The 25,854-nt window shown below is 35.1% G+C and carries 15 protein-coding genes; 9 read left to right on the plus strand and 6 right to left on the minus strand.

What is annotated here, in order from left to right; genetic code table 11:
• Positions 1-25: 25 nt before the first annotated feature.
• The 8 genes from SOM12_RS13790 to SOM12_RS13825 all read left to right on the plus strand — a co-directional run bounded on the left by SOM12_RS13790 (position 26) and on the right by SOM12_RS13825 (position 15,711).
• On the plus strand, positions 26-1,879 hold the full coding sequence (locus tag SOM12_RS13790; protein WP_320493841.1) for a beta-galactosidase family protein: 1,854 nt from the start codon (positions 26-28) through the stop codon (positions 1,877-1,879).
• A 54-nt stretch (positions 1,880-1,933) separates the two neighbouring features.
• A complete protein-coding gene (locus SOM12_RS13795) occupies positions 1,934-3,418 on the plus strand; it encodes an alpha-L-fucosidase (RefSeq protein ID WP_095930377.1) in 1,485 nt (494 codons plus the stop codon).
• An 11-nt stretch (positions 3,419-3,429) separates the two neighbouring features.
• Entirely contained in the window at positions 3,430-5,673 is a 2,244-nt protein-coding gene (locus SOM12_RS13800; RefSeq protein WP_320493842.1) for a GH92 family glycosyl hydrolase, read from the plus strand.
• A gap of 12 nt (positions 5,674-5,685) precedes the next feature.
• Entirely contained in the window at positions 5,686-8,346 is a 2,661-nt protein-coding gene (locus SOM12_RS13805; RefSeq protein WP_320493843.1) for a glycoside hydrolase family 3 protein, read from the plus strand.
• A 262-nt stretch (positions 8,347-8,608) separates the two neighbouring features.
• Entirely contained in the window at positions 8,609-11,695 is a 3,087-nt protein-coding gene (locus tag SOM12_RS13810; RefSeq protein WP_320493844.1) for a SusC/RagA family TonB-linked outer membrane protein, read from the plus strand.
• 16 nt (positions 11,696-11,711) lie between these two features.
• A complete protein-coding gene (locus SOM12_RS13815) occupies positions 11,712-13,298 on the plus strand; it encodes a SusD/RagB family nutrient-binding outer membrane lipoprotein (RefSeq protein WP_320493845.1) in 1,587 nt (528 codons plus the stop codon).
• 342 nt (positions 13,299-13,640) lie between these two features.
• Positions 13,641-14,687 carry a sialidase family protein gene (locus SOM12_RS13820; protein ID WP_320493846.1) on the plus strand — a complete coding sequence of 349 codons (1,047 nt, stop codon included), beginning with the start codon at positions 13,641-13,643 and terminating at the stop codon, positions 14,685-14,687.
• 73 nt (positions 14,688-14,760) lie between these two features.
• Entirely contained in the window at positions 14,761-15,711 is a 951-nt protein-coding gene (locus SOM12_RS13825) for a M20/M25/M40 family metallo-hydrolase (RefSeq protein WP_320493847.1), read from the plus strand.
• Positions 15,712-15,963: 252 nt separating this feature from the next.
• Here SOM12_RS13825 and SOM12_RS13830 read toward each other — a convergent pair whose 3' ends face one another.
• A complete protein-coding gene (locus tag SOM12_RS13830; RefSeq protein WP_095930384.1) occupies positions 15,964-16,329 on the minus strand; it encodes a winged helix-turn-helix transcriptional regulator in 366 nt (121 codons plus the stop codon).
• A gap of 81 nt (positions 16,330-16,410) precedes the next feature.
• Here SOM12_RS13830 and SOM12_RS13835 point away from each other — a divergent pair, with 81 nt between their 5' ends.
• Complete coding sequence (locus tag SOM12_RS13835) at positions 16,411-17,286, plus strand: NAD(P)H-binding protein (RefSeq protein ID WP_320493848.1); 876 nt, start codon at positions 16,411-16,413, stop codon at positions 17,284-17,286.
• A 104-nt stretch (positions 17,287-17,390) separates the two neighbouring features.
• On the opposite strand, the gene SOM12_RS13840 is transcribed toward SOM12_RS13835, so the two are convergent.
• From SOM12_RS13840 to SOM12_RS13860, 5 genes are all read right to left on the minus strand, one after another.
• The gene (locus tag SOM12_RS13840; protein ID WP_320493849.1) at positions 17,391-18,722 is read right to left on the minus strand and encodes a hypothetical protein; all 1,332 of its coding nucleotides are present in this window, start codon (positions 18,720-18,722) and stop codon (positions 17,391-17,393) included.
• Positions 18,723-18,759: 37 nt separating this feature from the next.
• Positions 18,760-21,156 (minus strand): TonB-dependent receptor, encoded by a 2,397-nt coding sequence (locus tag SOM12_RS13845; protein WP_320493850.1) that lies wholly within the window; start codon positions 21,154-21,156, stop codon positions 18,760-18,762.
• 557 nt (positions 21,157-21,713) lie between these two features.
• Complete coding sequence (locus tag SOM12_RS13850) at positions 21,714-22,706, minus strand: FAD:protein FMN transferase (protein ID WP_320493851.1); 993 nt, start codon at positions 22,704-22,706, stop codon at positions 21,714-21,716.
• 249 nt (positions 22,707-22,955) lie between these two features.
• Positions 22,956-25,139: a PepSY domain-containing protein gene (locus SOM12_RS13855; protein ID WP_320493852.1), complete on the minus strand. Its 2,184-nt coding sequence runs from the start codon at positions 25,137-25,139 to the stop codon at positions 22,956-22,958.
• 129 nt (positions 25,140-25,268) lie between these two features.
• Positions 25,269-25,751 carry a DUF2271 domain-containing protein gene (locus tag SOM12_RS13860; RefSeq protein ID WP_320493853.1) on the minus strand — a complete coding sequence of 161 codons (483 nt, stop codon included), beginning with the start codon at positions 25,749-25,751 and terminating at the stop codon, positions 25,269-25,271.
• Positions 25,752-25,854 lie beyond the last annotated feature (103 nt).

Below are 25,854 nucleotides of genomic sequence, written 5' to 3' on the forward strand. Positions count from 1 at the left end.
TTATAAATGTATAATCTGAAAAAGAATGAATAAGATATTATTTAAGCTCGGAGTATTATTGATTTGCTTGATGCCGTTTTTTACTATGGCACAAAGCAAAGGATTTTCTATATCTAATGGAGAATTTAAACAAGATGGGAAAATTATAAAAATACATTCGGGAGAAATGCACTATGAGCGTATTCCTAAAGAATATTGGAAACATAGGCTGCAAATGATTAAAGCTATGGGATTGAATACCGTGGCAACCTATGTGTTTTGGAATTATCACGAAATTGAGCCAGGTGTATGGGATTTTAAAACAGGAAATAAAAATTTAGCAGAATTTGTACGTCTTGCTAAAAGTGAAGGATTGTATGTGATTCTTAGACCAGGTCCGTATGCCTGCGGTGAATGGGAATTTGGAGGATATCCTTGGTGGTTGCAAAATAATCCAGATTTAGTAATTCGTACCAATAACAAAGCATTTTTAGAAGCTTGCAAAACGTATTTAGAACATTTATATGCAGAGGTAAAAGGACTTTTTGCTAACCAAGGAGGACCTATTATTATGGTTCAGGCTGAAAATGAGTTTGGTTCTTATGTTTCACAAAGAACCGATATTAGTGCTGAGGATCATAAAGCGTACAAAACTGCAATTTACAATATGCTTAAAGAAACGGGGTTTCCAGAGCCTTTTTTTACTTCTGACGGTACTTGGCTGTTTGAAGGCGGTGCTGTTGAAGGCGTACTGCCAACTGCAAATGGAGAATCTAATATAGAAAATTTAAAGAAACAGGTTGATAAATACCATAAAGGACAAGGACCTTACATGGTAGCAGAGTTTTATTCTGGATGGTTGGATCATTGGGCAGAACCATTTATTAAAATTGGATCTGAAGAGATTGCAAGTCAAACTAAAAAGTACCTTGATGCAGGTGTTTCTTTTAATTATTATATGGTTCACGGTGGTACCAATTTTGGATTTACCTCTGGAGCAAATTATAATGAGGAAAGTGATATTCAGCCGGATATTACAAGCTATGATTATGATGCTCCTATTAGCGAAGCAGGTTGGGCAACACCAAAATTCATGGCTATACGTGATGTCATGCAAAAGTATTCTAAAACAAAATTAGCACCAATTCCTGAGAAAATACCAGTAGTAAAATATCCTAATCAGCCGATCAAATCGAGTATGGATGTTTTGAGTTGGATCAAAAAAGAAAAAGCGGTTGTAAATGACCAGCCTTTAACATTTGAAAAGTTAGGTCAGGGAAATGGATATGTTTTGTATCGAAAAAGATTTACACAACCAATTTCTTCTGGCAAATTAAAGATTGAGGGATTGAGAGACTTTGCTACAGTTTATGTAAACGGAGTTAAGGTTGGAGAATTGAATAGAGTTTTCAAAAATTACGAGTTGACAATTTCTATTCCTTTTAACGGTATTTTAGAAATTCTAGTTGAAAATATGGGACGTATTAATTACGGAGCCGAAATAGTGCATAATACGAAAGGAATTATTTCTCCAGTATTTATTAATGAATATGAAATTAGTGGTGGATGGGAAATGTATAAAATGCCAATGAATGAAGTGCCAGCTATTAAAAACGAAACGATAAAGCCAGGACGTCCAGTTTTATATGAATCTACAGTTAACATAGATAAACCAGCCGATACTTTTCTTGATATGTCTGCTTGGGGAAAAGGAATTGTATTTGTTAACGGCCACAATCTTGGTCGCTACTGGAAAGTAGGCCCGCAGCAAACGCTTTATGTACCAGGATGCTGGTTGAAAGCGGGAGAAAATAAGTTTGTTGTATTGGAACAGCTTAATGAAAATAACCAAACAGAATTAATTTTTACAGATCAACCGATACTTGATAAATTAAATTAAGATTACCTATTAAACCAGAAAACAAAGAATAATAAATTATAAATTAGATTAAAGATGAAAAAAGGAATATTCATTATCGCCCTTTTATTTTCAGCTCAGATATTCGCTCAGGCGATTTACGAAGATGAAAGATACGTACCAGAAACAGATCCGTTGGTTTTGAAAAACTTAGACGAGTGGCAAGGCAAAAAATTTGGTTTGCTAATGCACTGGGGAACTTACAGCCAATGGGGAATTGTAGAATCTTGGTCTATCTGCCCTGAAGATTACGGATGGTGTGAACGTAAAAAAGGAAGCAATCCGTCTAATTATAATGATTATATTAAAGATTACGAAGGTTTAAGAAAAACGTTTAATCCTGTAAAATTTGATCCTGAAAAATGGGCTAAAGCGGCTAAATATGCTGGAATGAAATACATGGTTTTCACTACAAAACACCATGACGGATTCAACATGTATGATACTAAATATTCTGATTACAAGATTACTAGTAAAGATGTTCCTTTTCATACCAACCCTAAAGCAGATGTGTTAAAAGAGATTTTCAACTCGTTTAGAGGAGAAGGTATTTCAACAGGAGCTTATTTCTCTAAACCAGACTGGCACAACGAAAATTACTGGGATCCTTATTTTCCTCCATTCGACAGAAACGTAAATTACGATCCGTCTTTATACCCAGAAAAATGGCAGAAATATGTTGATTTCACTCATAACCAAATCTTAGAAATTCTTTCTAACTACGGTAAAGTTGATATTTTATGGTTAGATGGAGGATGGGTTAGAAAAAGAGACCAAGTAAACATCAAAGAAAACTACGAGGAGAAATTTACTGAAAACGAATCTAAAAACGGTTTCATTAAACACAGAGTGGTAGATCAAGATCCAAAAATGGATGAATTGGTTGTAAAAGCGCGTCAGAAACAACCAGGTTTAATTGTGGTTGATAGAGCGGTTCATGGTAAAAACCAAAACTATTTAACTCCAGAAGGACGTGTTCCTGCTAAAACGTTGCCTTATCCTTGGGAATCTTGTATTCCTGCAGGCGGTGGATGGTCTTATTCTCCAGGTGCTGAATATATGACTGGGAGACAAGGTATTCATATGTTGATTGATATTGTAGCTAAAGGCGGAAACTTATTATTAAACATTGCTCCAAGTCCAGAAGGAGAATGGGATAAGGGGGCTTACGATTTATTGCAAGCTTACGGAGATTGGATGAAAGTAAACAGCACAGCGATTTACAATACAAAACCAATCGAGCCTTACAAAGAAGAAAACATTTGTTTTACACAAAATAAAGCAGGTAATGTATTTGCATTTTATTTAGCTAAAGAAGGAGAAGATAAAATTCCTGCTGCAGTTACTGTAAAAGCTATCAGTCCTAAAAAGGGAACTAAGATTACAATGTTAGGTTCTAAAACTTCTTTAAAATGGACCAAAGAAGGAAACGGATTTAAAGTAATTATTCCAGAAAGTTTAAGAAACAATCTTCCTGCAAAAGAAGCTTGGACTTTAAAAATTGAAGCGATTAACAGATAAGAACGAAGCCTATGGTTTTAAATATTAAAAATAAATTTGAAACAGCATGTATTTTATACATGCTGTTTTTTAGCATTACTATTTTTGCGCAGGGACCTGCCGATTTTGTCAATCCGTTTATTGGAACTTCCAATTATGGTGCGGCTTTTCCGGGACCAATTGCACCACGCGGAATGGCAAGTATCAGTCCGTTTAATGTGGCTGGAGTAAAAAATACGCCTATGGAAAAAGACAGTCAGTGGCTTTCTAATCCGTATGTGAATGAAAATACTTTTTTGACAGGATTTAGTCAAGTGAATTTAAGCGGAGTTGGCTGTCCAGATTTGGGTGTTATTTTATTGATGCCAACAACTGGAAATGTAGAAATCGATCATTTAAAATACGGTTCAACCTATTCTAATGAAGTTGCCAAAGCAGCGTATTACAGCGTAAACATCGACAAATACAAAGTAAAAGGCGAATTTACCACTTCAAAACGAGTGGGCGTGAGCAGATTCACTTTCCCGAAAGGGCAATCTAATATTTTATTAAATCTTGGTTTAGGATTAACAAACGAAGAAGGCGCAATGATAAAAGTGGTTTCTTCTACAGAAATTGAAGGAATGAGATCTGTTGGTTCATTTTGTTACAATAGTCCAGAAGATGCTTATCCGGTTTATTTTGTAGCTCAATTTTCTAAACCAGCCGATAAATTTGGAATTTGGAAAAAACCTGCAAAATACAACGGCGTTGAAGCGCAATGGATGGGTTACAACGGAAAAGCGAGAATAATGGAAAATACCATTAAAACCGTAGTAGGTGATAGTATTGGAAGTTATTTTACGTATAAATTCGACAAACAAGAAACGGTTGAAGTGAAGATTGGAATTTCGTACGTAAGTATCGAAAATGCCCGTGAAAACTTAGCAAAAGAAGTTGGTAACAGATCTTTTGATGCAATTTACAAAGAAACCTACAACGAATGGAACGAAGAATTGTCTAAAATTTTGGTTGAAGGTGGTTCAAAAGAAGACAATACGATTTTCTACACAGCTTTGTATCACACTTTAATTCATCCCAATATTTTAAATGATATTAACGGACAATATCCCGTAATCAAAAGAAGTAAAATTGCTAAAACCGATGACACCCGTTATACCGTATTTTCTTTATGGGATACGTACCGAAATGTACATCCATTGATGTCTTTGGTTTATCCAAAACAGCAATCTGATATGGTAAAAAGTATGTTGACTATGTTTGATGAAAACGGCTGGTTACCCAAATGGGAACTGAATTCGACTGAAACTTTTACCATGGTTGGAGACCCTGCAAGTATTGTAATTACAGATACTTATATGAGAGGAGTTCGTGATTATGATGTTAATAAAGCCTATTATGCGATGTTGAAAGGCGCAGATAATATTGAAAATAATCCGCTTCGTCCTGGATTGAAAGATTATATCAAAAAAGGATATTTAACAACTGACAATAAAGGCCCAGTTTCTACAACTCAGGAATACAATATTTCAGATTATTCTATTTCGCTTATGGCCAACGAATTCGGGGACAAAGACAATGTAAAACGTTTTAAAGAACGTTCATTATCCTACAGAAAATTATTTGATAAAAATTTAAATCTGCTTCGTCCAAGAACGGCTGACGGGAAATGGTACGAACCTTTTGATCCTGCTTCTGGAGCTAATTTTGAAGAAAATGTTGGTTTTATCGAAGGAAATGCTTGGCAATATGCTTTTATGGTTCCTCATGACATTGTTGGATTGAAAAAGCTAATGGGCGGCGATATAGCGTTTTCGGCGCAATTGCAGAAAATCTTTGATATCAAACAATTTGATATGGCAAACGAACCAGACATCGCCAATCCGTATTTATTCAATTATGTGAAGGGGGAAGAATATAAATCTCAGGAAATGGTAAAGAAATTGGTTCGCGAATATTTCAAAAATGAACCAAAAGGATTACCAGGAAATGATGATACAGGAACCATGTCGGCTTGGTTAGTGTATTCGATGATGGGAATTTACCCAATATCGCCGGGAGATCCAATTTACACCATTACAACGCCAATGTTTCATAGAGTGACGATTAAATTAGATCCAAACTATTATAAAAAAGAAAGCATCGTAATTGAAAGACAAGAAAATAATGGTGGGAAAATCAATTCGATTGAGCTAAACGGAAAAACACATAACAGCTTTTTTATTTCGCACGATGATTTTGTGAATGGAACAAAGCTTAAAGTGATTCAAAACTAAACACACACAACTATGTTACAATTAAGAATGAGGAAAACGGCCATTATTTTTGTAATGGCTGTTGGTTTTTTTAACCAGACCAACGCCCAGAAAAAGTATCCGTATCAGGATGCCAAATTACCAGTAGAAGAGAGAGTACAAGATTTGCTAAGCCGTATGACACTTGAAGAAAAAGTGCGTCAGATGGATATGTATAGAGGAGATTTTTTTAAAGATAAAGAAGATTTTGCTAAAGCTAAATCGGCAGAAAAAATCGGGAAATTAGGAATTGGAGCGATTCATGATCTTTATCCGCGTTCAGCGAAAATGATCAACGATCTTCAAACCAATGTAATCAAAGGAAACCGTTGGGGAATTCCAGCTTTGATTATGTGTGAAATGCTTCATGGATATTTAGACGAAGGAAGTACCGCTTTCCCAATGAACATTGGACTTGGAGCAACTTGGGATGTTGCTGTAATGGACAAGGTGGGTAAAGTAATTGGTATGGAAGCTAGAGCGCATGGAGTTCATTTTGGTTTTGGACCAAATTTAGATTTAGGGCGCGAACCAAGATGGGGACGTGTTGCTGAAACTTTTGGTGAAGATGCTTTCTTGAACAGCGAAATTGGTTTGGCTTTCATTAAAGGATTGCAAGGAGACGATTTAAAATCGGATCGTTCTATTATTGCAGAACCTAAACACTTTGCCGTTCACGGTATTCCGCAAGCGGGAGGAAATTCTTCGCCAATTTTAGTTGGAGAGCGTTCAGCAAGAGAAGATCATTTGCCATCTTTCCAAAAAGCTTTTACAAAAGGTGGTGCTTTAGGAACAATGTGTGCGTATTCTGAATTGGACGGAATTCCATGTGCTGCAAATCATTGGTTGTTGACAGATGTTTTAAGAAAAGAATGGGGATTCAAAGGAATTGTGGTTTCAGATTTAGGAGCTATTAAATACATTCAAACGACTCATAAAGTGGCTGATTCTCCAAAAGATGCTATTAGAGAAGCGGTTTCTTCTGGAGTTGATATGCAGTTTTATGATTTTAGCAATGAATTTTGGCAAAACACCATTATTGAATTGGTAAATGAAAAGAAACTGACAACCGAAAATATCGACCGTGCAGCGGGAGGCGTTTTGCGTTTGAAATTCTTGTTAGGATTATTTGAAAATCCGTACACAGAAAAAAATCTAATTAAAGAGCGTTTTCATACTCCAGAAAATCAGAAAGTTGCTTTAGAAGCAGCTCAGAAATCGATGGTTTTATTGAAAAATGAAAACAATATTTTGCCTCTAAGCAAAAATCTTAAAAACATTGCGGTTATCGGGCCAAATGCAAATGCTTCAAGATTGGGTGGTTATGCTCCTAAAAATAGCGTAGGTATGACGGTTTACGAAGGAGTTAAAGAATTGGTTGGAAAAACGGCTAATGTAGTTTATGAAGAAGGAGTTCCATTGATCGTAAAAGGACAAATTATTCCGTCTAAATATTTATTTACTCCCGACGAATCTCAAAACGGATTAAAAGGAGAATATTTCAATAACAGAAATCTGGAAGGAACACCAGCTTTAACTCGTATTGATAGCCAATTAGAGTTTGACTGGCCTTGGGCACCTGGTGATGGTGTGAATGTAGATGATTTTTCTATCAGATGGACAGGATTCTTAAAATCGGATCAGGCATTGGATGGTTGGTTAGGTTTAAGTTCTGATGACGGAATCAGAATGTATATCGATGACCAATTGGTAATCGACAACTGGACAAAAGGTGCGACAAGCATGGTTACAGTTCCAAAAAATATCGAAAAAGGTAAAAAATACAAAGTCCGCATTGAAATGTGGGAAGGAGGCTGGGGTGCCAGAGCTCATTTCCGTTGGAATTTAGAAAAAGTAAACTTACAGCCAGCAATTGAAGCAGCTAAAAAAGCAGATGTTGCGATTGTAGTTTTAGGAGAATCTAACGAATTGGTAGAAGAAAACAGAGACGTTGCTTCTTTAGACTTATTTGGAATCCAACAGCAATTGATTGAAGAAATTCAAAAAACAGGAACTCCTGTGGTTTGTGTGTTATTAAATGGCCGCCCGCTTTCTACAAATTGGATTGCTGAAAATATTCCAGCAGTTTTGGAAGGATGGTTTCCAGGTGAGTTAGGAGGAAGAGCGGTTGCCGATGTTTTATTTGGAGATTATAATCCGGGTGGAAGATTACCAATCACAGTTCCGAAATCGGTAGGACAGTTACCTATATATTATAATCAAAAACCATCTGCAATACATAAATATGTAGCAGAAAGCGAACATCCTTTATATTCGTTTGGTTACGGATTAAGTTACACGAAGTTTGAATATTCTAATTTAAAGCTGAATACTTCTGAAATTAAACCAAATGGAGAAATAAAAGTTTCTGTTGATGTTAAAAACATTGGAGACAGAGATGGAGACGAAGTGGTTCAGTTGTATGTAAATGATGTATATAGTTCTGTAACGACACCAGAGAAAACTTTAAGAGGTTTCAAACGATTAAATATTAAGAAAGGAGAAACTACAACTGTTGATTTTACACTTACTAAGGACGAGCTAGGCCTTTATAACAGGGAAATGAAGTATGTTGTAGAGCCTGGAGACTTCGAAGTAATGGTTGGCGGAAACTCATCGGATCTTCTAAAAAACAAATTCAAGGTTTCGAACTAAAAAGTGTTAAATACCGAATAATTTTAAACGATTTTTAGTTAAAAAAATGAATACAACTAAAAAAGGTCAAAATCTATTAGATTAATAGATTTTGGCCTTTTTTATAAGGCAGAGTAGGATTACAAATGAAAACGTTTTCTTTCAATAAATGACCAAAGATTTACCAACACCTGCGAAAAATTGTCATTTGTCGAAATTATATTTTGTTAACAGAATGTATTCTTAAGTTTAACATGTTATTAACTCTAAAAAAACAACTAATATGATTAAAAGCGTACTAAAATTACTGTTTGTCATATGCCTTTTTGGGTTCCAAGGCCTACAAGCGCAGACAACAGTAAAAGGAACGATAACAGATGCTCAAAGCGGAATTCCAATTCCTGGAGCAAATATTATTGTTAAAGGAACTAAAACAAGTGCTTCATCAGATTTTGATGGTAAATACAGCATTAGCGTTCCAAATCAATCAGCAGTTTTAGTTTTTACTTACGTAGGATCTTCTACAAAAGAAGTTGCTGTTGGATCACAAACTACAATTAACGTATCATTAGGTCCAGATACGCAGCAATTAGGAGAGGTAGTCGTTACAGCTCTTGGTATTAAAAGAGAGAAAAAAGCAATTACGTATTCTGCACAAAACGTTTCTGTAGACGAACTTTCTGAAGCTAGATCATTAAACGTTGCCAACTCACTTTCTGGTAAAGTTGCAGGTCTTAACTTCTCGACAACTTCAAATGGTGTGGGTTCTTCTTCTAGAATTACTTTAAGAGGTAACAGATCTCTTAATGGAAACAATCAGCCTCTTTATGTAGTAGATGGTGTGCCAATTTCTAACGGAACAACGAATACAAACCCTGATATTGATACAGGAGGAACTACACAACCTGATGGTATCTCTAACATTAACCCAGAAGATATTGCTTCGATGACTGTTTTGAAAGGTCCATCTGCAGCAGCTCTTTACGGATCTAGAGCATCAAATGGTGTAATCGTAATTACAACTAAATCTGGTAAATCTGGAAAAACTTCAGTTTCGTTATCATCTAACTTTATGGCTTCTTCTGCTTATAACTTGATGAATTTACAAAACGAGTACGGACAAGGTACAAATGGAAATTATGTTTCTAACTCAAGCTCAAGCTGGGGTGCGCCTTTAGACGGACGTCAGGTATCTGCTTGGCAGTTGGTTCGTAATCCAAATTATGCAGGACCAGCTACACAAAGCTATTCTCCACAGAAAAACAACGTTATTGATTTCTACAAAACAGGATATAACTTAGCAAACACTTTGACTGTTACAGCTGGTAACGAAAAAGCGCAAGGATATTTCTCTTATACTAACACACGTGCTGAAGGTATTGTTGGCGGAAACCAATTGGACAGACACAATCTTAACTTAAGATTGACTAGTAAAATTACAGACAAATTAACTTTAGACGCAAAAACAAACTACATCGTTCAAGATATCGATAACTTATTGAGAACTGGTGAAGAGTCTATCGGAACATCTGCTTATTTATTACCTCGTAGTATCGCTTACAACGATTACAAAGATTTCGAATATATCGATGCTGCAGGACAAAGACAAGTAAACTATTTCCTTGACGAAACTGGAGCTCCAGGAGGAAACCCATTCTGGTCTGCTTTAAGAGATGATGCTCGTACAGATAAAAGAAATAGATTTATTGGTTTAGCTTCTCTTAAATATGAGTTTACAAAAACTTTAAGTTTACAAGGTAGAGCTGGTTTAGACCAAATGACAAACAAAAATGTAAGAAACAGATATGCAACTGCAGCTTTCAATAGCAACATGGGTTCATACAGTGAATCTTATGAAACAGTAAGCGAATTAAACATTGATGCTTTACTTTCTTACAATGAAAAATTCGGAGATTTCTCTATCGGTCTTAATGCTGGTGCGAGTTCATTGCAACAAAATAGTTCAGCTTTAAATTCAGGTGGTGTATTAAGTAAAAGAAACTTCTTCGCGTTATCAAACGTGCAAACAGTTCAATCTACTTCTACAGCTTCAGAGAAAAGAATTAACTCTGTTTACGGATTTGGTCAAATTGGTTTCAGAAACTATTTATTCTTAGATTTAACAGCTAGAAATGACTGGTCTTCTACTTTACCAGAAGATTATTTCTACCCATCTTTCGGACTTTCTGCTGTTCTTTCTGATATGTTTACATTGCCAGAAGTAATTAGTTTTGCAAAATTAAGAGCTTCTTATGCACAAGTGGGTAACGATACAGATCCTTATCAAACACAACAGAGATTCTCTTACATTGGTGGTAATGGTGGTATGTTATACGGACAAAACACAAAAGCAAATCCAAACTTGAAACCGGAGATTTCTTCTTCTAATGAGTTTGGTGCTGATGTTAGATTTTTTAACAATCGTTTAGGTTTAGATTTCACATACTTTAAAACATTAACTAACAACCAAATTTTCTACATCAACACTCCTGAACCTTCTGGATATTCTAGAGCAATTGTAAACGGTGGAGATATCGAAAATAAAGGTTTTGAGTTCACGCTTAGTGCAACGCCAATTCAAACACAAAACTTCTCTTGGGATATTACAGCAAACTACGCTTCTTATAAGTCAAAAGTAAAATCTATCTTTGAAGGACGTGATGAATTAGTAATCGGTGAAGGACGTTTAGTTAGAAGTAAAGTAGTTAAAGGTGGAGAATATGGTGATTTATACATCAAAGGTTTCCAAAGAAATGAAGCTGGAGAAATTTTAGTAAACAGCGCTGGTATTCCATTAGCAACAAATGGTTTTGATGTTCGCGCTGGTAACTTTAACCCAGATTGGACTGCAGGTTTCAAAAATAACTTCAAATACAAAGATTTCTCTTTAAGCTTCTTAGTTGACTTTAGAATCGGTGGTGAAGTTATTTCATACACTCAAGCTAGACAAGCTGGTTTAGGGGTAAGTGATATTACTTTGGCAGGAAGAAATGGCGGAATCGTTGTTGATGGTGTTGTAGATAACGGAAACGGAACTTATACTCCAAACACAACAAGCATCAATGCTGAACAATACTGGACAGCAATCGGTCAAAGAACTCCAATTGCAGAGCCATTCGTTTATGATGCTACAAACATCAGATTAAGAGAGCTTGTTTTTGGTTATTCAATGCCAAAACGTTTATTAGGTAACTCAGGATTTACAAGCATCGATTTCTCATTAGTAGGTAGAAACTTGTTCTTCTTCTTAAACAAAGCTAAGTACTTTGATCCAGAAGCAGGAGCAGGTACAGGTAACTTGCAAGGTATAGAATCTTTCAACATTCCATCAACGAGAGATTATGGAGTGAATGTTAAATTTGGATTTTAATTAAAAAAGAGACATCATGAAATATAGTTTTAAAATAAAAACATTAGGAGTTGCTTTAATGGCAGTTTCTATTTTATCAAGCTGCACTGGCGATTTTGATGAAATAAACAAAGATCCTAATTCATTAACTGAAGATCAGTTAGATGCTACATTAGCTGGTCCTGCATTTGCTTCTGCATTATACGCAGGTATACACAATGGTTCTTATTCATCTCCAGGAGTAGATGATCAAGGTACTTGGGGTATTGCTACAGGTATTTTATCTTCAACTTTTATTCACTATTTAAACTGTGGATATGGAACGGAAAGAAATGCTTTCGTTAATGGATACGAAGGTAGAGGATGGACAAGATTTTACACCGTTGCGGCTCCAGCGTTATCAAATGCTATTAAAGCATCTGAAGGAAACGCAGAAGCTACTGCAATCTTAAAAATCTGGAAAGTTTTTATGTACAACCAAATGGTTGATGCTTACGGACCAATTCCTTATACTGAAGCTGGAAACGGAAAAGATAAAGTTCCTTACGACAGCGTAGAATTTATTTATGCAGATTTCTTTAAACTATTAGATGAAGCAAATGCAACATTAGCTTCAACTTCTGTAACTTCGGTTGCCTCTCTTGCCCCAAATGATAGAGTTTATTCAGGAAATGTTGACAAATGGAGAATCTTCGGAAACAGTATGAGATTACGTTTGGCCCTAAGAATTTCGGATAAAGAACCTGCAAATGCAAAAACTCAAGCTGAAGCTGCAGTAGCTGCTGGAGTTATGCAAACAAATGATCAAAGCGCTTTCTTTAAAGCAAGTAACATTACTCCAAACAATTTAAACATGATTGTAAACAGCTGGGGTTATGTAATGACTTCTTCTATGGAAAGTATCTTAGTAGGTTACAACGATCCACGTTTAGCTAAATGGTTTGCACCAATTGCTTCAGGAGTGTATAGAGGAAATCCAGTTGGAGGTTTAGAAGATCAATTCGGAACTACAGAATTTTCTAAATTCAACAATAATGTTTTAGGAAATGGAGCTGCTAATACACTTAGCGAAACTAAAAACATTGAAATCTTCATGGCTTCTGAAAATTACTTGAGTAGAGCAGAAGGAGCTTTAAATGGATGGAACATGGGAGCAGATGCTAAAACTTTGTATGAAACAGGTATTAGATTATCGCTTGCGCAATGGGGAGTTACAGAAGCAGCTGACGTTAACGCTTATATTGCTGGAACAACATTGCCAACATTACCAAACATTTTGACAGTTTATCCAACTTTAGATTTACAAGATATTCCAGTTAAATTGCCAGTGGCTTGGTCTGCATCTACTGCTGATCAAAGAACTCAAATTGCAGTTCAGAAATACTTAGCAATTTTCCCAGAATCTTGGGAAGCTTGGGCAGATTTACGTAGAAGCGATGCTAAAGTAATCTATCCAGTTTTAAATACTGATAACCCAGATGCTGGAGTTGGTAAATCTTTGATGAAAAGAATTATTTACACTACAAATGAGTACTCATCAAACAAAGCTGCTGTAGATGAAGGAGTTTCTAAATTAGGAGGTCCAGATTCTGGTGGAACAAGACTTTGGTGGGACACAAAATAATTAATTTGGTAAAGTAAAAAATCCAATCGATTTGTTACTTGAGCAGAAGGAGAGGTAACTCTCCTTTTGTTTTATATATAAACCAGTGAATTTTTGCCCCAACTTTAATTCATAATTAGCAATTCCCTTCGTTTGAAATTGAACCAAATTTAATTTGAACACATAGAAGCATAGGTTCTGTGTCTAAAAAGGAAAGTAAAGAGAAAAAGATTTCTTTTACATAGACTTTTATTATGCGTATTTGAATTAGTGAAACGCTTTTTTAGGTTTAGGAAAGCTATGTTTCGATGTGTTTAATAATTTTAAACAAGCACAAATAATATTAATTTTCATCAAAATAAAATGATTTTAAAGAAAAAATATGCTGTAGTAGGTCTATTGGCTTTATTTCTTTTTTCTAATGAAATGAAAGCACAACTGAAGGCAGTAAATATTGAAAGCAATTATATTGCAGATCCGCCTGTTACCACAAATAGCCATGCCTCAACTTTGGTCGAATACAAACCCAATGAGATTTTAGCCGCTTGGTTTGGTGGAAAATATGAAGGTGCAAAAGATGTCGGAATTTATATTTCGGCTTATAAAGACAAAAAATGGTCTGCACCAAAAGAACTGATTCAGCCCTTAATTAAAAACGGAGACACACTACCATGTTGGAATCCGGTTTTGTTTAAAAGCAAAAGCGAGAATTTGTATTTGTTTTATAAAATTGGAAAAAATCCGAGAGAATGGTTTGGCGCTATGATTGTTTCGAAAGATAACGGAACAACCTGGGGAGAACCAAAATATCTTCCGGACGGAATTTTAGGTCCAATTCGAAATAAACCAATAGAAACTACTCCAGGCGTAATTTTATGCGGAAGCAGTACAGAAAGTGTAGGCACTGACGAATGGCGCGTGCATGTTGAGGAGTATACTGAAGCAACAGATTCTTGGAAAAAAATAGCCGTAGAAAACAATCAGAACTTTGATATCATTCAGCCAACATTTTTAATTCATAGTAAAAGTGATATTCAGATGCTGTCTCGTAGCAAACACAATAAAGTAGTTTCGAGCTGGTCAGGAGACAACGGAAAAAGTTGGATTAGAACCAATACTATAAATGTCATCAATTCCAATTCTGGTATTGATGCTTTAACAGTAGACAAAAACACGTTTTTATTGGTAAATAATCCGCTTCCAATTGGAAAAGACTGGTTTAACGGAAGAAATATTCTAGATGTCGAATATTCTAAAGACGGTTTAAAATGGACGAAACTATTCGATCTCGAAAAACAAGAAAAAGGAGAATTCAGCTATCCAGCCATAATTCAAACCACAGACAAAAAAATACACGTATTGTATACTTATGATCGAAAATATATTAAACATACTTCTTTTGATTTATAATCTTTGAGTTGATAGTACACGGATGAGACGGCGAATCTGTGTCATCCGCGTTCCATTCTATAGACAACTAATTATGAAAAAACTCTTTATTGCAATTTTTTTCTTTTGCTACACTTTCGTGAATGCACAAAAGGCGGAAACCTTTTACAAACACGATAAATATCTTTCATCTGATAAATTGGAAGGTCGTTTTGTGGGAACTAAAGGAAATAACGATGCAGCTGCATATATCAAAAAATATTTTAAAAAGTATGATTTAAAAGAATTTGGTAATTCATATTATCAGACTTTCAAAGTATTTGTAAAAGAAGGAATCAATAAAATGAAATCGGATAGTGTGGCTACGCAAAATGTTGTGGGTTACATTGAAGGTTCAGATCCTAATTTGAAAAACGAATACATTGTAATCGGTGCCCATTACGACCATTGGGGTTGGGGCGGACAAGGTTCTGGAAGTAAAAAGAAAGAAGCCTTTGCCATTCATAACGGGGCAGATGATAATGCCTCTGGAGTATCGGCTTTGTTGTGCATTTTAGAAGAAATTTCAAAACAAAAAGTAAAACCTAAACGAAGCATTATTTTTATTTCGTTTAGCGGAGAAGAAGAAGGATTATTGGGTTCAAAATATTTCGTCAATCATCTTCCCGTTCCAAAAGAAGCTGTAAAAGTGATGCTCAATATGGATATGGTTGGAAGATTGAATGATAAAAAAGAGCTTTATATGGGAGGAGCAGGAACTTTTCCGAACGGAGTAGAATTAATGAAAAAACTGCAAGAAAATAGTGGCTTAAATCCTGTTATACATGCAGGCGACGTTGGTGGTTCAGATCATGTTTCTTTCTACAAAGAATCCATTTCAGCAGTTGGTTTTCATACCGGTGGGCATCCACAATACCACACACCAGAAGACGATATTGAACTGATTAATTCAGAGGGAGGCGCATTGGTTTCAAAATATATTTACAATGCTCTTATACAAATTGCCAATTATGAAGAAACTTTAGTTTTTATAAAACAGAATTAAATCGTTGAACGAAATTAATTATTTCGTCAACTGATTAGATTTGATCTGTCTAAATCTGCTTTAATCTTTTAAATCTGCGTGAAAAAAATCTACGCGCAAGAATTATTTCACGCAGATTTAAAAGATTAAAGCAGATTAAATTAGATTTTATTTATGGAATAAATTAAGTCGACTAGTGAAATTAATGCCTGTTCAATTTCACAAAACAAGTTAAGTTAATTAGTTTTTGTTTTTTAGCAAAGACGGTGTCTATTACATATTATAGACGCCGTCTTTCATTTTAAAAGCCCATGAAGCCATGGCATCAATTACAGGGAGCAAACCAGTTCCTGCACTGCTTAATTTATAAGTTACAAATGGCGGTACAACAGGTTTTGCTTCACGAATAACCAATCCGTCAGCTTCTAATTGTTTTAAATGCTGAATGAGCATTTTTTCTGTTACAGCTGGAATAGCTCTTTTCAATTCGCTGTAACGTTTATCTCCAGTTGATAAATGATATAAAATAATGGGTTTCCAGTAGCCTCCAATTTTCTCCATAACAAAAGTTACAGGACATTTTTCTAATGCATACTGCTTGTTTTCCTGAATAGTAGACGATTCTTTAATTGCTGTCATGATACATACTTTAGGGTAAGTACTTGTATAAAAGTAAGTACAAAGATACCTTTGTCCTGTTAAATAAAAAAACATTTTAAGATGAAAATTATAATTTCAGGTTCATTAGGAAACATAGGAAAGCCTTTAACGGCGCAATTGGTAAAATCAGGGCATGATGTAACGGTTATTAGCAGTAATGCAGATCGTAAAGACGCCATCGAAAATTTAGGAGCAAAAGCCGCAATCGGATCGGTTAGCGATGTTGATTTTCTTTCTAAAACTTTCACTGGTGCAGATGCTCTTTTTGCCATGACACCTCCAAATATGGGTGGCGTTAATATCATTAAAAATACTACAGATGCTGGTGCTGCTTTCGCGAAAGCAATTCAAGAAACCAAAATTAAAAGAGTAGTGATGCTAAGCAGCATTGGAGCCGATTTGCCAACAGGGAACGGACCAATAGCAGGTTTATATAATATTGAGAAGATTTACGAGAAATTAGACGTTTCTATCACGTTTTTAAGAGCGGGATATTTCTACTTTAATTTCTTTAACGATATTCCGATGATAAAAGGAGCGGGGATAATGGGAGCCAATTTTCCAGCGTCAAACAGTATTCCGTTAGTGCATCCAGAGGATATTGCAGCGGCTGCGGCAGAAGAATTGCAGAAAACTCAAGAAGGTAAAAATATCCGTTACATTATTAGTGATGTAAAAACGCCTTCAGAAATCGTAAAAGCTTTTGGATCTGCAATCGATAAACCAGAACTTCCTTGGATCGAATTTACAGACGAGCAATATTTTGGCGGAATGACACAAGCTGGAGTTCCAGAAGAAATGGCAGGTTTATACACCGAAATGGGAACTGGATTACGAAACGAAACCATTGCTGCAGATTTCTTAAACAATGATGGAAATGCAACAGGTAAAATCAAATTAGAAGATTTTGCTAAAGAATTTGCTTCAAAATTATAATCATAAAAAAACATTCCGCTTACTATAAATAGAAGCGGAATGTTCGATTAAAAAAAAACTCAAGTGATGAATTTTCCACAAACTGTTTTCACAGTCGTATATTTTTAGAATACCCCAATGTAGTGGTTCCCTGGTTTGTTGATCAATTTAGCACCTTTAGTAACTTTTCCTGAAGGAATATCAATTACATAAATGTTACCATCTTTTCCAACTGGCGTTACTGCGATATAGAAACTGTTTCCATCCACAACAAAACCTTGGTATTGTCCAAAATCTAAATCAGCGTCGTAGTCAATGCCTTCTACTTTTTGAGCAGTTCTTGCATTCAAATCTAATCTCGCTACATAACCTTGATTTGTGCCATCAAAAGTATATACTGCATAAGCGATTCCGTTTCCAACATATCTCCAAGCATCAATATAGCTTCCTTTTACTCCTAAAGCGGTATCTAAGCTAAATACATAATTATCGTCGTATTGATTGTTTTGATTGATTTTTAAGATATAAGAACCTTTTTGTGTATCTCTTTGCGTAGCTTGGTAAATGTTTCCGTCAGTAGCCACAAAGCTGTTGAAACTTCTGTAACCGCTAGTATCTCCAAATCCAACTTTTGAAGTAATTACCACAGGATTTTCTAAAGAAGGATAATCAACCACAACCGATTTAGATCCTAAACGTTCAAATGTAGTTTCGTTTTTTGATGGATCAGATAGATTTGTTTTACGCATCCATGTTCCAATAATTAATTTGTTTCCTGCTTTGTTCAATGTTGGAGCATCTAAACGGAAAATATGGTGTCCTAGTGCTTCTTCTTCAGCAGTCAATGGAATATCGTATTGTTTGTAAGCAGAAATTAAAGTCTGTTTCATGTCTAAAGACAAGACAGTAGCTTTTCCTCTTGTGTTTTTATATGACTTGTCTTCGTTTACATTAACAATTGGAGTAGCCACGTTAACTGCAACACCGGTTTTGTCACCATCAAAAAGTTTTACCCATCTTGGAGATGTACCAGCATATTGAGAAATATTCACTTTAGCATCAGATACTGCAAAATTGTTTCCTCCGTTTACTTTATACGTCATAAATTCACCTCCATTAGCACCTGTGTAAGTGATATTGAAAAGCGTGTTTCCGTCTACAGAAGATTGAAGACGAGCTGTTCTGCTAGATTGTACAGGAGAACCGTTATCGTAAACGTTTACAGAAAAGTTAGGATCAATTGCGTTTTCTTTGCTGATTGCGTAAACTTTTGTACCACCGTTTCCGTCACCTGGATCTGTTTGCATTACTGCTCCTGCAACCGTAATCCAACGTCCTTCTGTAACCGGATTAACAGGTTCTGAATTTTTATTATCGTCGCTACTGCAAGCCGTGGTTAATGCAAATGCACTAACTAGTAAGCTAGATGTAAATAATTTAAATGTGTTTTTTTTCATCTTTATTGCATTTAAAAATTAGTTATTAATTGAGTGATTAAAATTTATTTAAGGTATAGCTGAGTTTTAAATAAAAAGCTCTTCCTGGTTTTTGGGCCGCAAAATTGTCATAAACCTGTTCATCAAATACATTTCTCGCATCAAAACTTACTGTGAATTGCTTGTTCGGAAAAACATAGCTCAAACCTAAATCTTGAGGAAACTGCGCTGTAGTTCTATCGGTTTCAAGCCAAGAAGTATAAAACGGAGCTACATAACCGCAGTAGTAATACAGATTAAGCTCTGATTTGCTCTGAATTATATTTCTAAAGTTGTACTGAAGATTCGCATTTAGATTAAAGAAAGGCTCATTAGGAAGCTGTTTGTTGTAATTTGGAAGAACATTCCCGTTTTTATCGTATTTGTCTTTAAACAGCGAATTGAATTTGGAAAGATTCATCCCAGCAAAAAAGCGATTGTGGTAAGAATATTGAAAAGAAGCTTCAAAACCAACAGACTGTGCTTTTCCTAAATTGACAAACGGAGAAGCTTGAATGGCTTCATTTACACGGTCACTAATCTGACGGACAATTTTATCTTCGGTATTTCTCCAAAAAGCATTTCCTGAAACGGTAAGCTTATGATTATTCATTTCGTAAGGACCAAATCGCAAGCCAGCATTAAAATTATTGCTCTGTTCAGGTTTTAGACCCGAATTACTGATGATGTTTTCTCCAGGATTACCAAATATTTCATTTTCTGAAGGAAGTCTGATTGCTTTTTCAGCAGAAGCCATCACCATTACTTTTGGAAGAATAGAATAAGAAGCGGCAATTCCATAACCCGTGTAATTTGTTCTTTTAGAAGTAACAACTTCTTTTACGACATTCTGACCATTTTCGGTTACAACTTGCGGATCTCGCTGTTCATTTTTGAGATTGTAGTTTTTTACGAAAAGATTGGCTCTCATTCGAGATTGAAACGCCGTCATTTCATAAGCAAAAGAAGAAACGGTCTTGGCTAAATCTCTAGTAATGACAAAATTTCGTGTAATTTCGGGTTGCATTTCATCAAAATCATTTCGATCAAGAATATAGGTCATTACATTAACCAGTACTTTATGATTTTCGGTAATCGAATAGCTTAGACCCGCTCGAGTATTAAAAATATTCGATTTCATATGGTTGATAGTAGGCGCGCCCTGTTGTGCTCCAGTATTGGTTAGAATGGGTTGGCCGTAAAGACCAAGTGCTTTTTCGCCATTCCAATTGTAATTCCATTTTACGGTATCGTTTATGACATCGTTTCTATGACTATAAACAGTAATAAGAGAAAAATCAAGGTTTTTAATTAGAAAGTCTTTTTTGCTATAATTCAAACTAAAAACATTTGCTGCAGATTCGCTAAAACGTCCTTTATAAGGTTTTGTCATATATTGTCCATGCTGAATCTGATTGTAATCTTGAGAACCATTGTAACTAATAAGAAGATTGTCTACCCAATCTACATTGGTAAAACCAGCTTCTAATCTTCCTCCAAAAGATCGATACATGCTTTCAAATCGCTTGGCGCGAATGTATTCGTAACGTCCGTTTGGCGCTATGTTGTAAACCCATTTTCCCCAAACTTCATAATCATTGTCAGAGTAATTTTGAAAAGCATTTGCCTTTACTGTGAATCCGTTTTTATCTCTATATGAAGCATTAACATTAGATTGAACGGTATTAAAAGAACCGTAAGAAACAGAAGCATTTAAACTATTTTTGGCACCTTTTTTCAAAACCACATTAATGGCACCTCCAAGTGAATCATCGGCTAAATAAGCAGGAACCACTCCTTTGAAAACCTCAATTCTTTCGATCAAAGCAGGTGGAATACTATTTAAACTAAAAGAGGCCCCATAAGTCTGAATGGGAACTCCGTCAATAAAAATTCTGATGGCATTTCCAGACATTCCGTTGATATTGTAAGTAACAGCAGAACCTAAACCACCATTTTGTCTGATTCTAACACCGCCCGAACGATCCAATAAATCGTTGGTTTGCAAGTTTCTTTTAGCCGCTTCTTGCGTTTCAATCACGTTGACCGCAAATCCTTTTTCTATAATGTCTTTTTTGAAGGTCTTTTTCTCAATTTTTACTTCTTTAAGCGCTTTCGGATCTGTTATTTTTTCTAATGCAATATTGATCTGGTGCAACGGACGATTAACTGAGATATTTATTATTTTCGGTTTAGCCTCCATAGAAGAAATTTCTAAGTTGTAGCTTCCGTAAGCCAAACCTTTTATTTCAAACTGACCGTCATTGTCGACTACAACAAACTTTTTCGTTCCTGCAATTTGAACCGACGCGCCAAAAGCAGTTTCATTATTAGTAAAATAGACTTTTCCAGTAATTTTTCCGGTCTGTGACCAAGCCGAAATGGTAAATAAAAATAGAAGTAAAATTGTTCTCATATTGAGTCTGCAAATAAAAGTGCTGCAAACTTATATCATAATTTAAATTTAATCTAAATAAAGCAATTAGAAGATTATTAGAATTGAGCAGGGGATTCTAATGTTATTTTAATGTTGTTTTTGAGTTATGAGTTATGAGTTATGAGTTACGGGTTACGGGTTACGGGTTATGAGTTGTGAATAGGAAATTCGTGTTGTCTTCCTGAGCGAAGTCGAAGGATATACACAAAGTGGATTTTTTAATCTCGCAAAGTCGCTAAGTCGCAAAGTTTAAGCCTTTTTGTCATTTCGACGAAAGGAGAAATCACACAAGAAATTCCCCGTAGTATTTTGCCAATCTTTGTCGAGTTACTAGTGTGATTTCTCCTTTCGTCGAAATGACAAACTTTGAGATAAAAAAAACTTTAATAGAACAGGAAATAAAACTTTGCATCTTAGCGACTTTGCGAGATTAAAACATTTCAATTGTCAAAAATATACTTTGCGTATATCCTTCGACTTCGCTCAGGAAGACAATCGAATTATCATTTCACATCTCACATTTGACGTTTCACCATTTACAATTTATAAGAGAAGTTTTTAGACTTAATAACTTTCCCTTTATCAGTAATCATAACACAACTATAATCAGGGAATTTTTGAAGTAAAAGCAAGCCTTCTTTTTGGCCTAAAACCATCATTGAAGTGCTTAATCCGTTTGCGGTTTCAGCGTTCGGACCAAAAACGGTAACACTGCATAAGCCTGTTGCAGGATAACCCGTTGCAGGATTTATGATATGAGAATAACGTTTTCCGTTAAAAACAACAAACTTTTCATAACTGCCAGAAGTAGTTACAGCACCTTCTTTAAGCGGAATTGCGGCCAAAATCTTTTCAGGCATAAACGGATTTGTAATTCCGATTTTCCAATCTTTTCCACTAGGTTGTTTTCCCCAAGTGCTCATGTCTCCAGAACCGTTTATAATTCCGGCTTGGACACCTTTTGCAATCATCATAGCACGACATTTATCGGTTGCATAACCTTCGCCTAGAGCGCCAAAACCAATTTTCATTCCTTTCAATTTCAAGAAAATAGTTGATGTTGTGCTGTCTAAAATGATGTTTTTATAACCCACTTTTCCCACCGATTTTTTTATGGCTTCCGCCGAAGGCATTTCGGTCATCGAACCATCAAATTTCCAAATGCGATCTAAAGCAGCAAAACTAACGTCAAATCCGCCATTGGTAATTTTAGAAAGTTTAATCGCTCTTTGTGCTAATTCGAAGACTTCGCGATCTACTTTTATAGGTTTTACTCCAGCATTTTGATTGACTTCAGAAACTTGAGAAGTGGGTTTCCAATCGGAGATTAGATTTTCAATTCTTGTAATTTCAGCAATAACTTCATCTATATTTTTTTCTGCAGAAATTGAATTTTTATCTACAATAGAAATGTCAAAACGTCCGCCCATAAGAAGAGTCGTTCTCTTACGTAATACTTGCGAATATGAAGATAAACAGCAAACAATTACAAAAAATAATGAAATTTTATATGACATTAATTTATTCATGAAAATGTATTTAAAGAGCTCCGGAGGAGCAAAATATTTATAGAAATAGATTAGGCATCCATGGATAAAGCTCCAGAGGAGTGATATCTCTAGATTATTTATGTCGCCCCTCTGGGGCTTTAGCTGTATGCGGATAAAATTGAATCTATAAATATGTCATCCCTCTGGGATTTGTTTTAAAATTAAGAATTAAGAATTAAGAATTAAGAATTCAACTTAGAAATCAACAATCTAAAATCTAAAATTACTCTAATAACAGTCTGTCAAAAATTGTTTATTGGCTTTGTATTCTTCCAGTGTTTTTAATCCTTTAGCTATACACAATTCACTTAATATAGCTTCGACATCTTTCTGCATGGCAAGCGAACCGCAGATCATAACGACACCGCCTTTTTTGAATAAATTCGTAAAGAACGATGAATTTCTTTTAATCAAATCCATTACATAAATATGTTCGGCTTCACGAGATAGTGCCACATGAAAATTATCCAGATGTTCTTTTTGCATCATTATGTTAGCAAACTTTTTATATGCCATTAACGTAGGCGTTTCCATTCTGAACCCGCTATATAAATGAAGTTCCTGTTTTGTTTTGTTTTGTTCGATCATTCCTAAGAAAGGAGCAATTCCTGTTCCGTTAGAAATAAAAGCCACCTTTTGCGCTTTCTTTGGAAGATGAAAAGCAGGATTTTTTACAATCTGAGCTTTTATTACATTTCCTGGCTCTAAAGCATTTAAAAAACCAGAACCCAATCCGTTTGGATGCAGTTTTACAACAAGCTGAATATTCCCAGAATGATTTCCGATAGAGTAGAGGCGCTCTCTAGAATCGTTGGCCGGATAAATTGCCAATAAATCTCCTGAACTAAATTTAGCTCTTGCATTTGCTCTTAAGGTCAGAATAAAAGTGTGTTCCGTTTCAGAAATTGGTGTTTTATCCAAAACCATTAATTTTTGCAGACCTTTTGGAACATGGTTGTATAATGATGGAGTAGTAGCCAATGGAATTCCCGTTTTTTCGCTCCATAATTTCACCCATTCTACAAACTCAACAGCCGATTTATCATTTACAGTCTGCAAATCTAAATAACGATCTGCCCATTTTTGCTTTTCTAAAAGCTGGTCAATTTCAATAGCAAATTGGCAAAAATCAGGATATGATTTAGAACCAAAACCAACCACAGAAAAATGAATATTCTGATCTTGATTTTGTCTTTCTAATATAGTTTTGAATTGAGTTGCATTTGAAGGGGCATCTCCCAAACCATGAGTTGAAGTAAAAACAATAATATGTTCTGCCTTCGGATAAGTCGAAAATTTATTTAGTTCGCTAACAAAAACTTTTTGTCCATGATTGATCAATTGTTTCTGAATTGAATTGGCAAATCGGAACGAACTTCCATTCTCTGAACCAACCAAAAGAATAAAAGTACTTTCGCTGGCTTTAAATTTATTCTTAATTCGGCTAGATCTTCTTTTTAAAGTAATGGCAAAACCAGAATAAATAAAGAATAAAATATTGATGCAAGCAATTGCTAAAATTACAGCCCAGATTCCGTTAATTCTTCCTGTATGAAGATCTAAACTTAATGCAGCAAATTGAGATTTCATTGGCGAAAGCTTTTCAGAAATTATGACTCCTGTAACTTGATTCACTTCAACCTCTTTGTCTTTCAATTCAATAATATAATATTCTTCCGGATCATCAGTAAAAGGGAATTCAATTTTCTTTACATCAGAGAATAAAGTAGTATTGAAAATTGAAGTTGTTTTGGCTTTGTCTGAAAGTTCTGTTTTTACGGGTTTTGTTTTTTCTTCGCCCATAAAAAAGTTGAATCTTTCTAATGATAAATAAGTTCCGGTAAGTGAAATGATCAAAATCGGAATTAAAGCCAATCTTCCTAAAAGCACATGATAGTATTGCGCAAAATATTCTTTGATTATTTTAGAAAAGAAATTTCGGATGCCGCGCTGTCTTTTTAAAACTAGTACGAAACCTGAAATTGATATTAGAAATAAACAAAAAGAAATTACGCCCACAAAAAATCGCCCTGCTTCATGAAGAAACAATGAACGGTGCAAACTTGTAATCCAATTTATGAATTCGGTTTTCTTTGCAGGAGTTCCTAGTGTTTTTCCCGTTTTTGGATCAATGTATGCTTTAACGTCATTTCCATCTGCATCAATTGCCTGAAGTGTTACAAACTGATTGTAATCTACACTCAATTCTGTAATTTCTGGATACATTTTCTTTAAAATTGGCAACGTTTCGCCCAAAGTTATTTTATTAAAATCTTCTGCTTTGTACGGAAGTGTTTTTTCCTGAACCGCATCGACAGCCAGAATGATTCCTGTTACCGAAGCCAAAAGCAAAAAAATAGAAGAAAATAAGGCTAAAGCCAAGTGCGCATAACGCCAGAAAGAAAGAGTCATTGAGTATTCTATTATAAAACGTTTAAAGCTTTGTCAAAGTTTAAAACGATGACAAAGCTCAGATTTTAATTCTAAGCACAAAAATAAAATTTGTACTCATTATAAGGTTAAAAAATAATGTGCTAAAGATTATATTTTGTTTAACCTTACATATTTGATGTAACCTTTACCATCTGTTTTTTCAGCTAGACCTTCAGTTGTTAGCGGAATTTCAAGATCGCTTACATAGTATTTCTGGTCTTCAACAGCCGACTCAAAACGAAGTTTATAGCCTTTATTGATTTTAGAATTTTCGATTTCGATCGTTGTTACACTGCGGTCTCCGCCAGTTACAGAAGCACCAGTTTTAGCGCTGATATCATCATTTTTCTGAGTATGGAATTTGTTCCATTCTTTTAATGATTTGTACCATTTTTTATCATCGCCCATTACATAAAGCGTCTTTTCGTACTCACCAGCCGAATTAACAAGAGAAACAACGATATAAGCACCTTCGCCCATATAATTGTTCATTTGAAGCATGATTTTGTATTTGCTTGATTGCGCCTGAGATTGGAAAGAAACTAAAAAGATAAAAGCGCTTGTAAGAGCAATTTTTAATATTGATTTCATGAAAAATTATTTGTATTGATTGTAATTTAAATTCCAAAAATCAAATTCCAAATTCCAAACTCTATTCTTGGAATTTGGAATTTAAAATATTGATTATTAATTA

The organism is Flavobacterium sp. CFBP9031, assembly GCF_034044945.1.
GTDB lineage: Bacteria > Bacteroidota > Bacteroidia > Flavobacteriales > Flavobacteriaceae > Flavobacterium.

Excerpts from the sequence above, each read along its gene's own strand:
- SOM12_RS13790 (WP_320493841.1), top strand. The coding sequence starts at position 26 with ATGAATAAGATATTATTTAAGCTCGGAGTATTATTGATTTGCTTGATG.
- SOM12_RS13795 (WP_095930377.1), top strand. The coding sequence starts at position 1,934 with ATGAAAAAAGGAATATTCATTATCGCCCTTTTATTTTCAGCTCAGATA.
- SOM12_RS13800 (WP_320493842.1), top strand. The coding sequence starts at position 3,430 with ATGGTTTTAAATATTAAAAATAAATTTGAAACAGCATGTATTTTATAC.
- SOM12_RS13805 (WP_320493843.1), top strand. The coding sequence starts at position 5,686 with ATGTTACAATTAAGAATGAGGAAAACGGCCATTATTTTTGTAATGGCT.
- SOM12_RS13810 (WP_320493844.1), top strand. The coding sequence starts at position 8,609 with ATGATTAAAAGCGTACTAAAATTACTGTTTGTCATATGCCTTTTTGGG.
- SOM12_RS13815 (WP_320493845.1), top strand. The coding sequence starts at position 11,712 with ATGAAATATAGTTTTAAAATAAAAACATTAGGAGTTGCTTTAATGGCA.
- SOM12_RS13820 (WP_320493846.1), top strand. The coding sequence starts at position 13,641 with ATGATTTTAAAGAAAAAATATGCTGTAGTAGGTCTATTGGCTTTATTT.
- SOM12_RS13825 (WP_320493847.1), top strand. The coding sequence starts at position 14,761 with ATGAAAAAACTCTTTATTGCAATTTTTTTCTTTTGCTACACTTTCGTG.
- SOM12_RS13830 (WP_095930384.1), bottom strand. The coding sequence starts at position 16,329 with ATGACAGCAATTAAAGAATCGTCTACTATTCAGGAAAACAAGCAGTAT.
- SOM12_RS13835 (WP_320493848.1), top strand. The coding sequence starts at position 16,411 with ATGAAAATTATAATTTCAGGTTCATTAGGAAACATAGGAAAGCCTTTA.
- SOM12_RS13840 (WP_320493849.1), bottom strand. The coding sequence starts at position 18,722 with ATGAAAAAAAACACATTTAAATTATTTACATCTAGCTTACTAGTTAGT.
- SOM12_RS13845 (WP_320493850.1), bottom strand. The coding sequence starts at position 21,156 with ATGAGAACAATTTTACTTCTATTTTTATTTACCATTTCGGCTTGGTCA.
- SOM12_RS13850 (WP_320493851.1), bottom strand. The coding sequence starts at position 22,706 with ATGAATAAATTAATGTCATATAAAATTTCATTATTTTTTGTAATTGTT.
- SOM12_RS13855 (WP_320493852.1), bottom strand. The coding sequence starts at position 25,139 with ATGACTCTTTCTTTCTGGCGTTATGCGCACTTGGCTTTAGCCTTATTT.
- SOM12_RS13860 (WP_320493853.1), bottom strand. The coding sequence starts at position 25,751 with ATGAAATCAATATTAAAAATTGCTCTTACAAGCGCTTTTATCTTTTTA.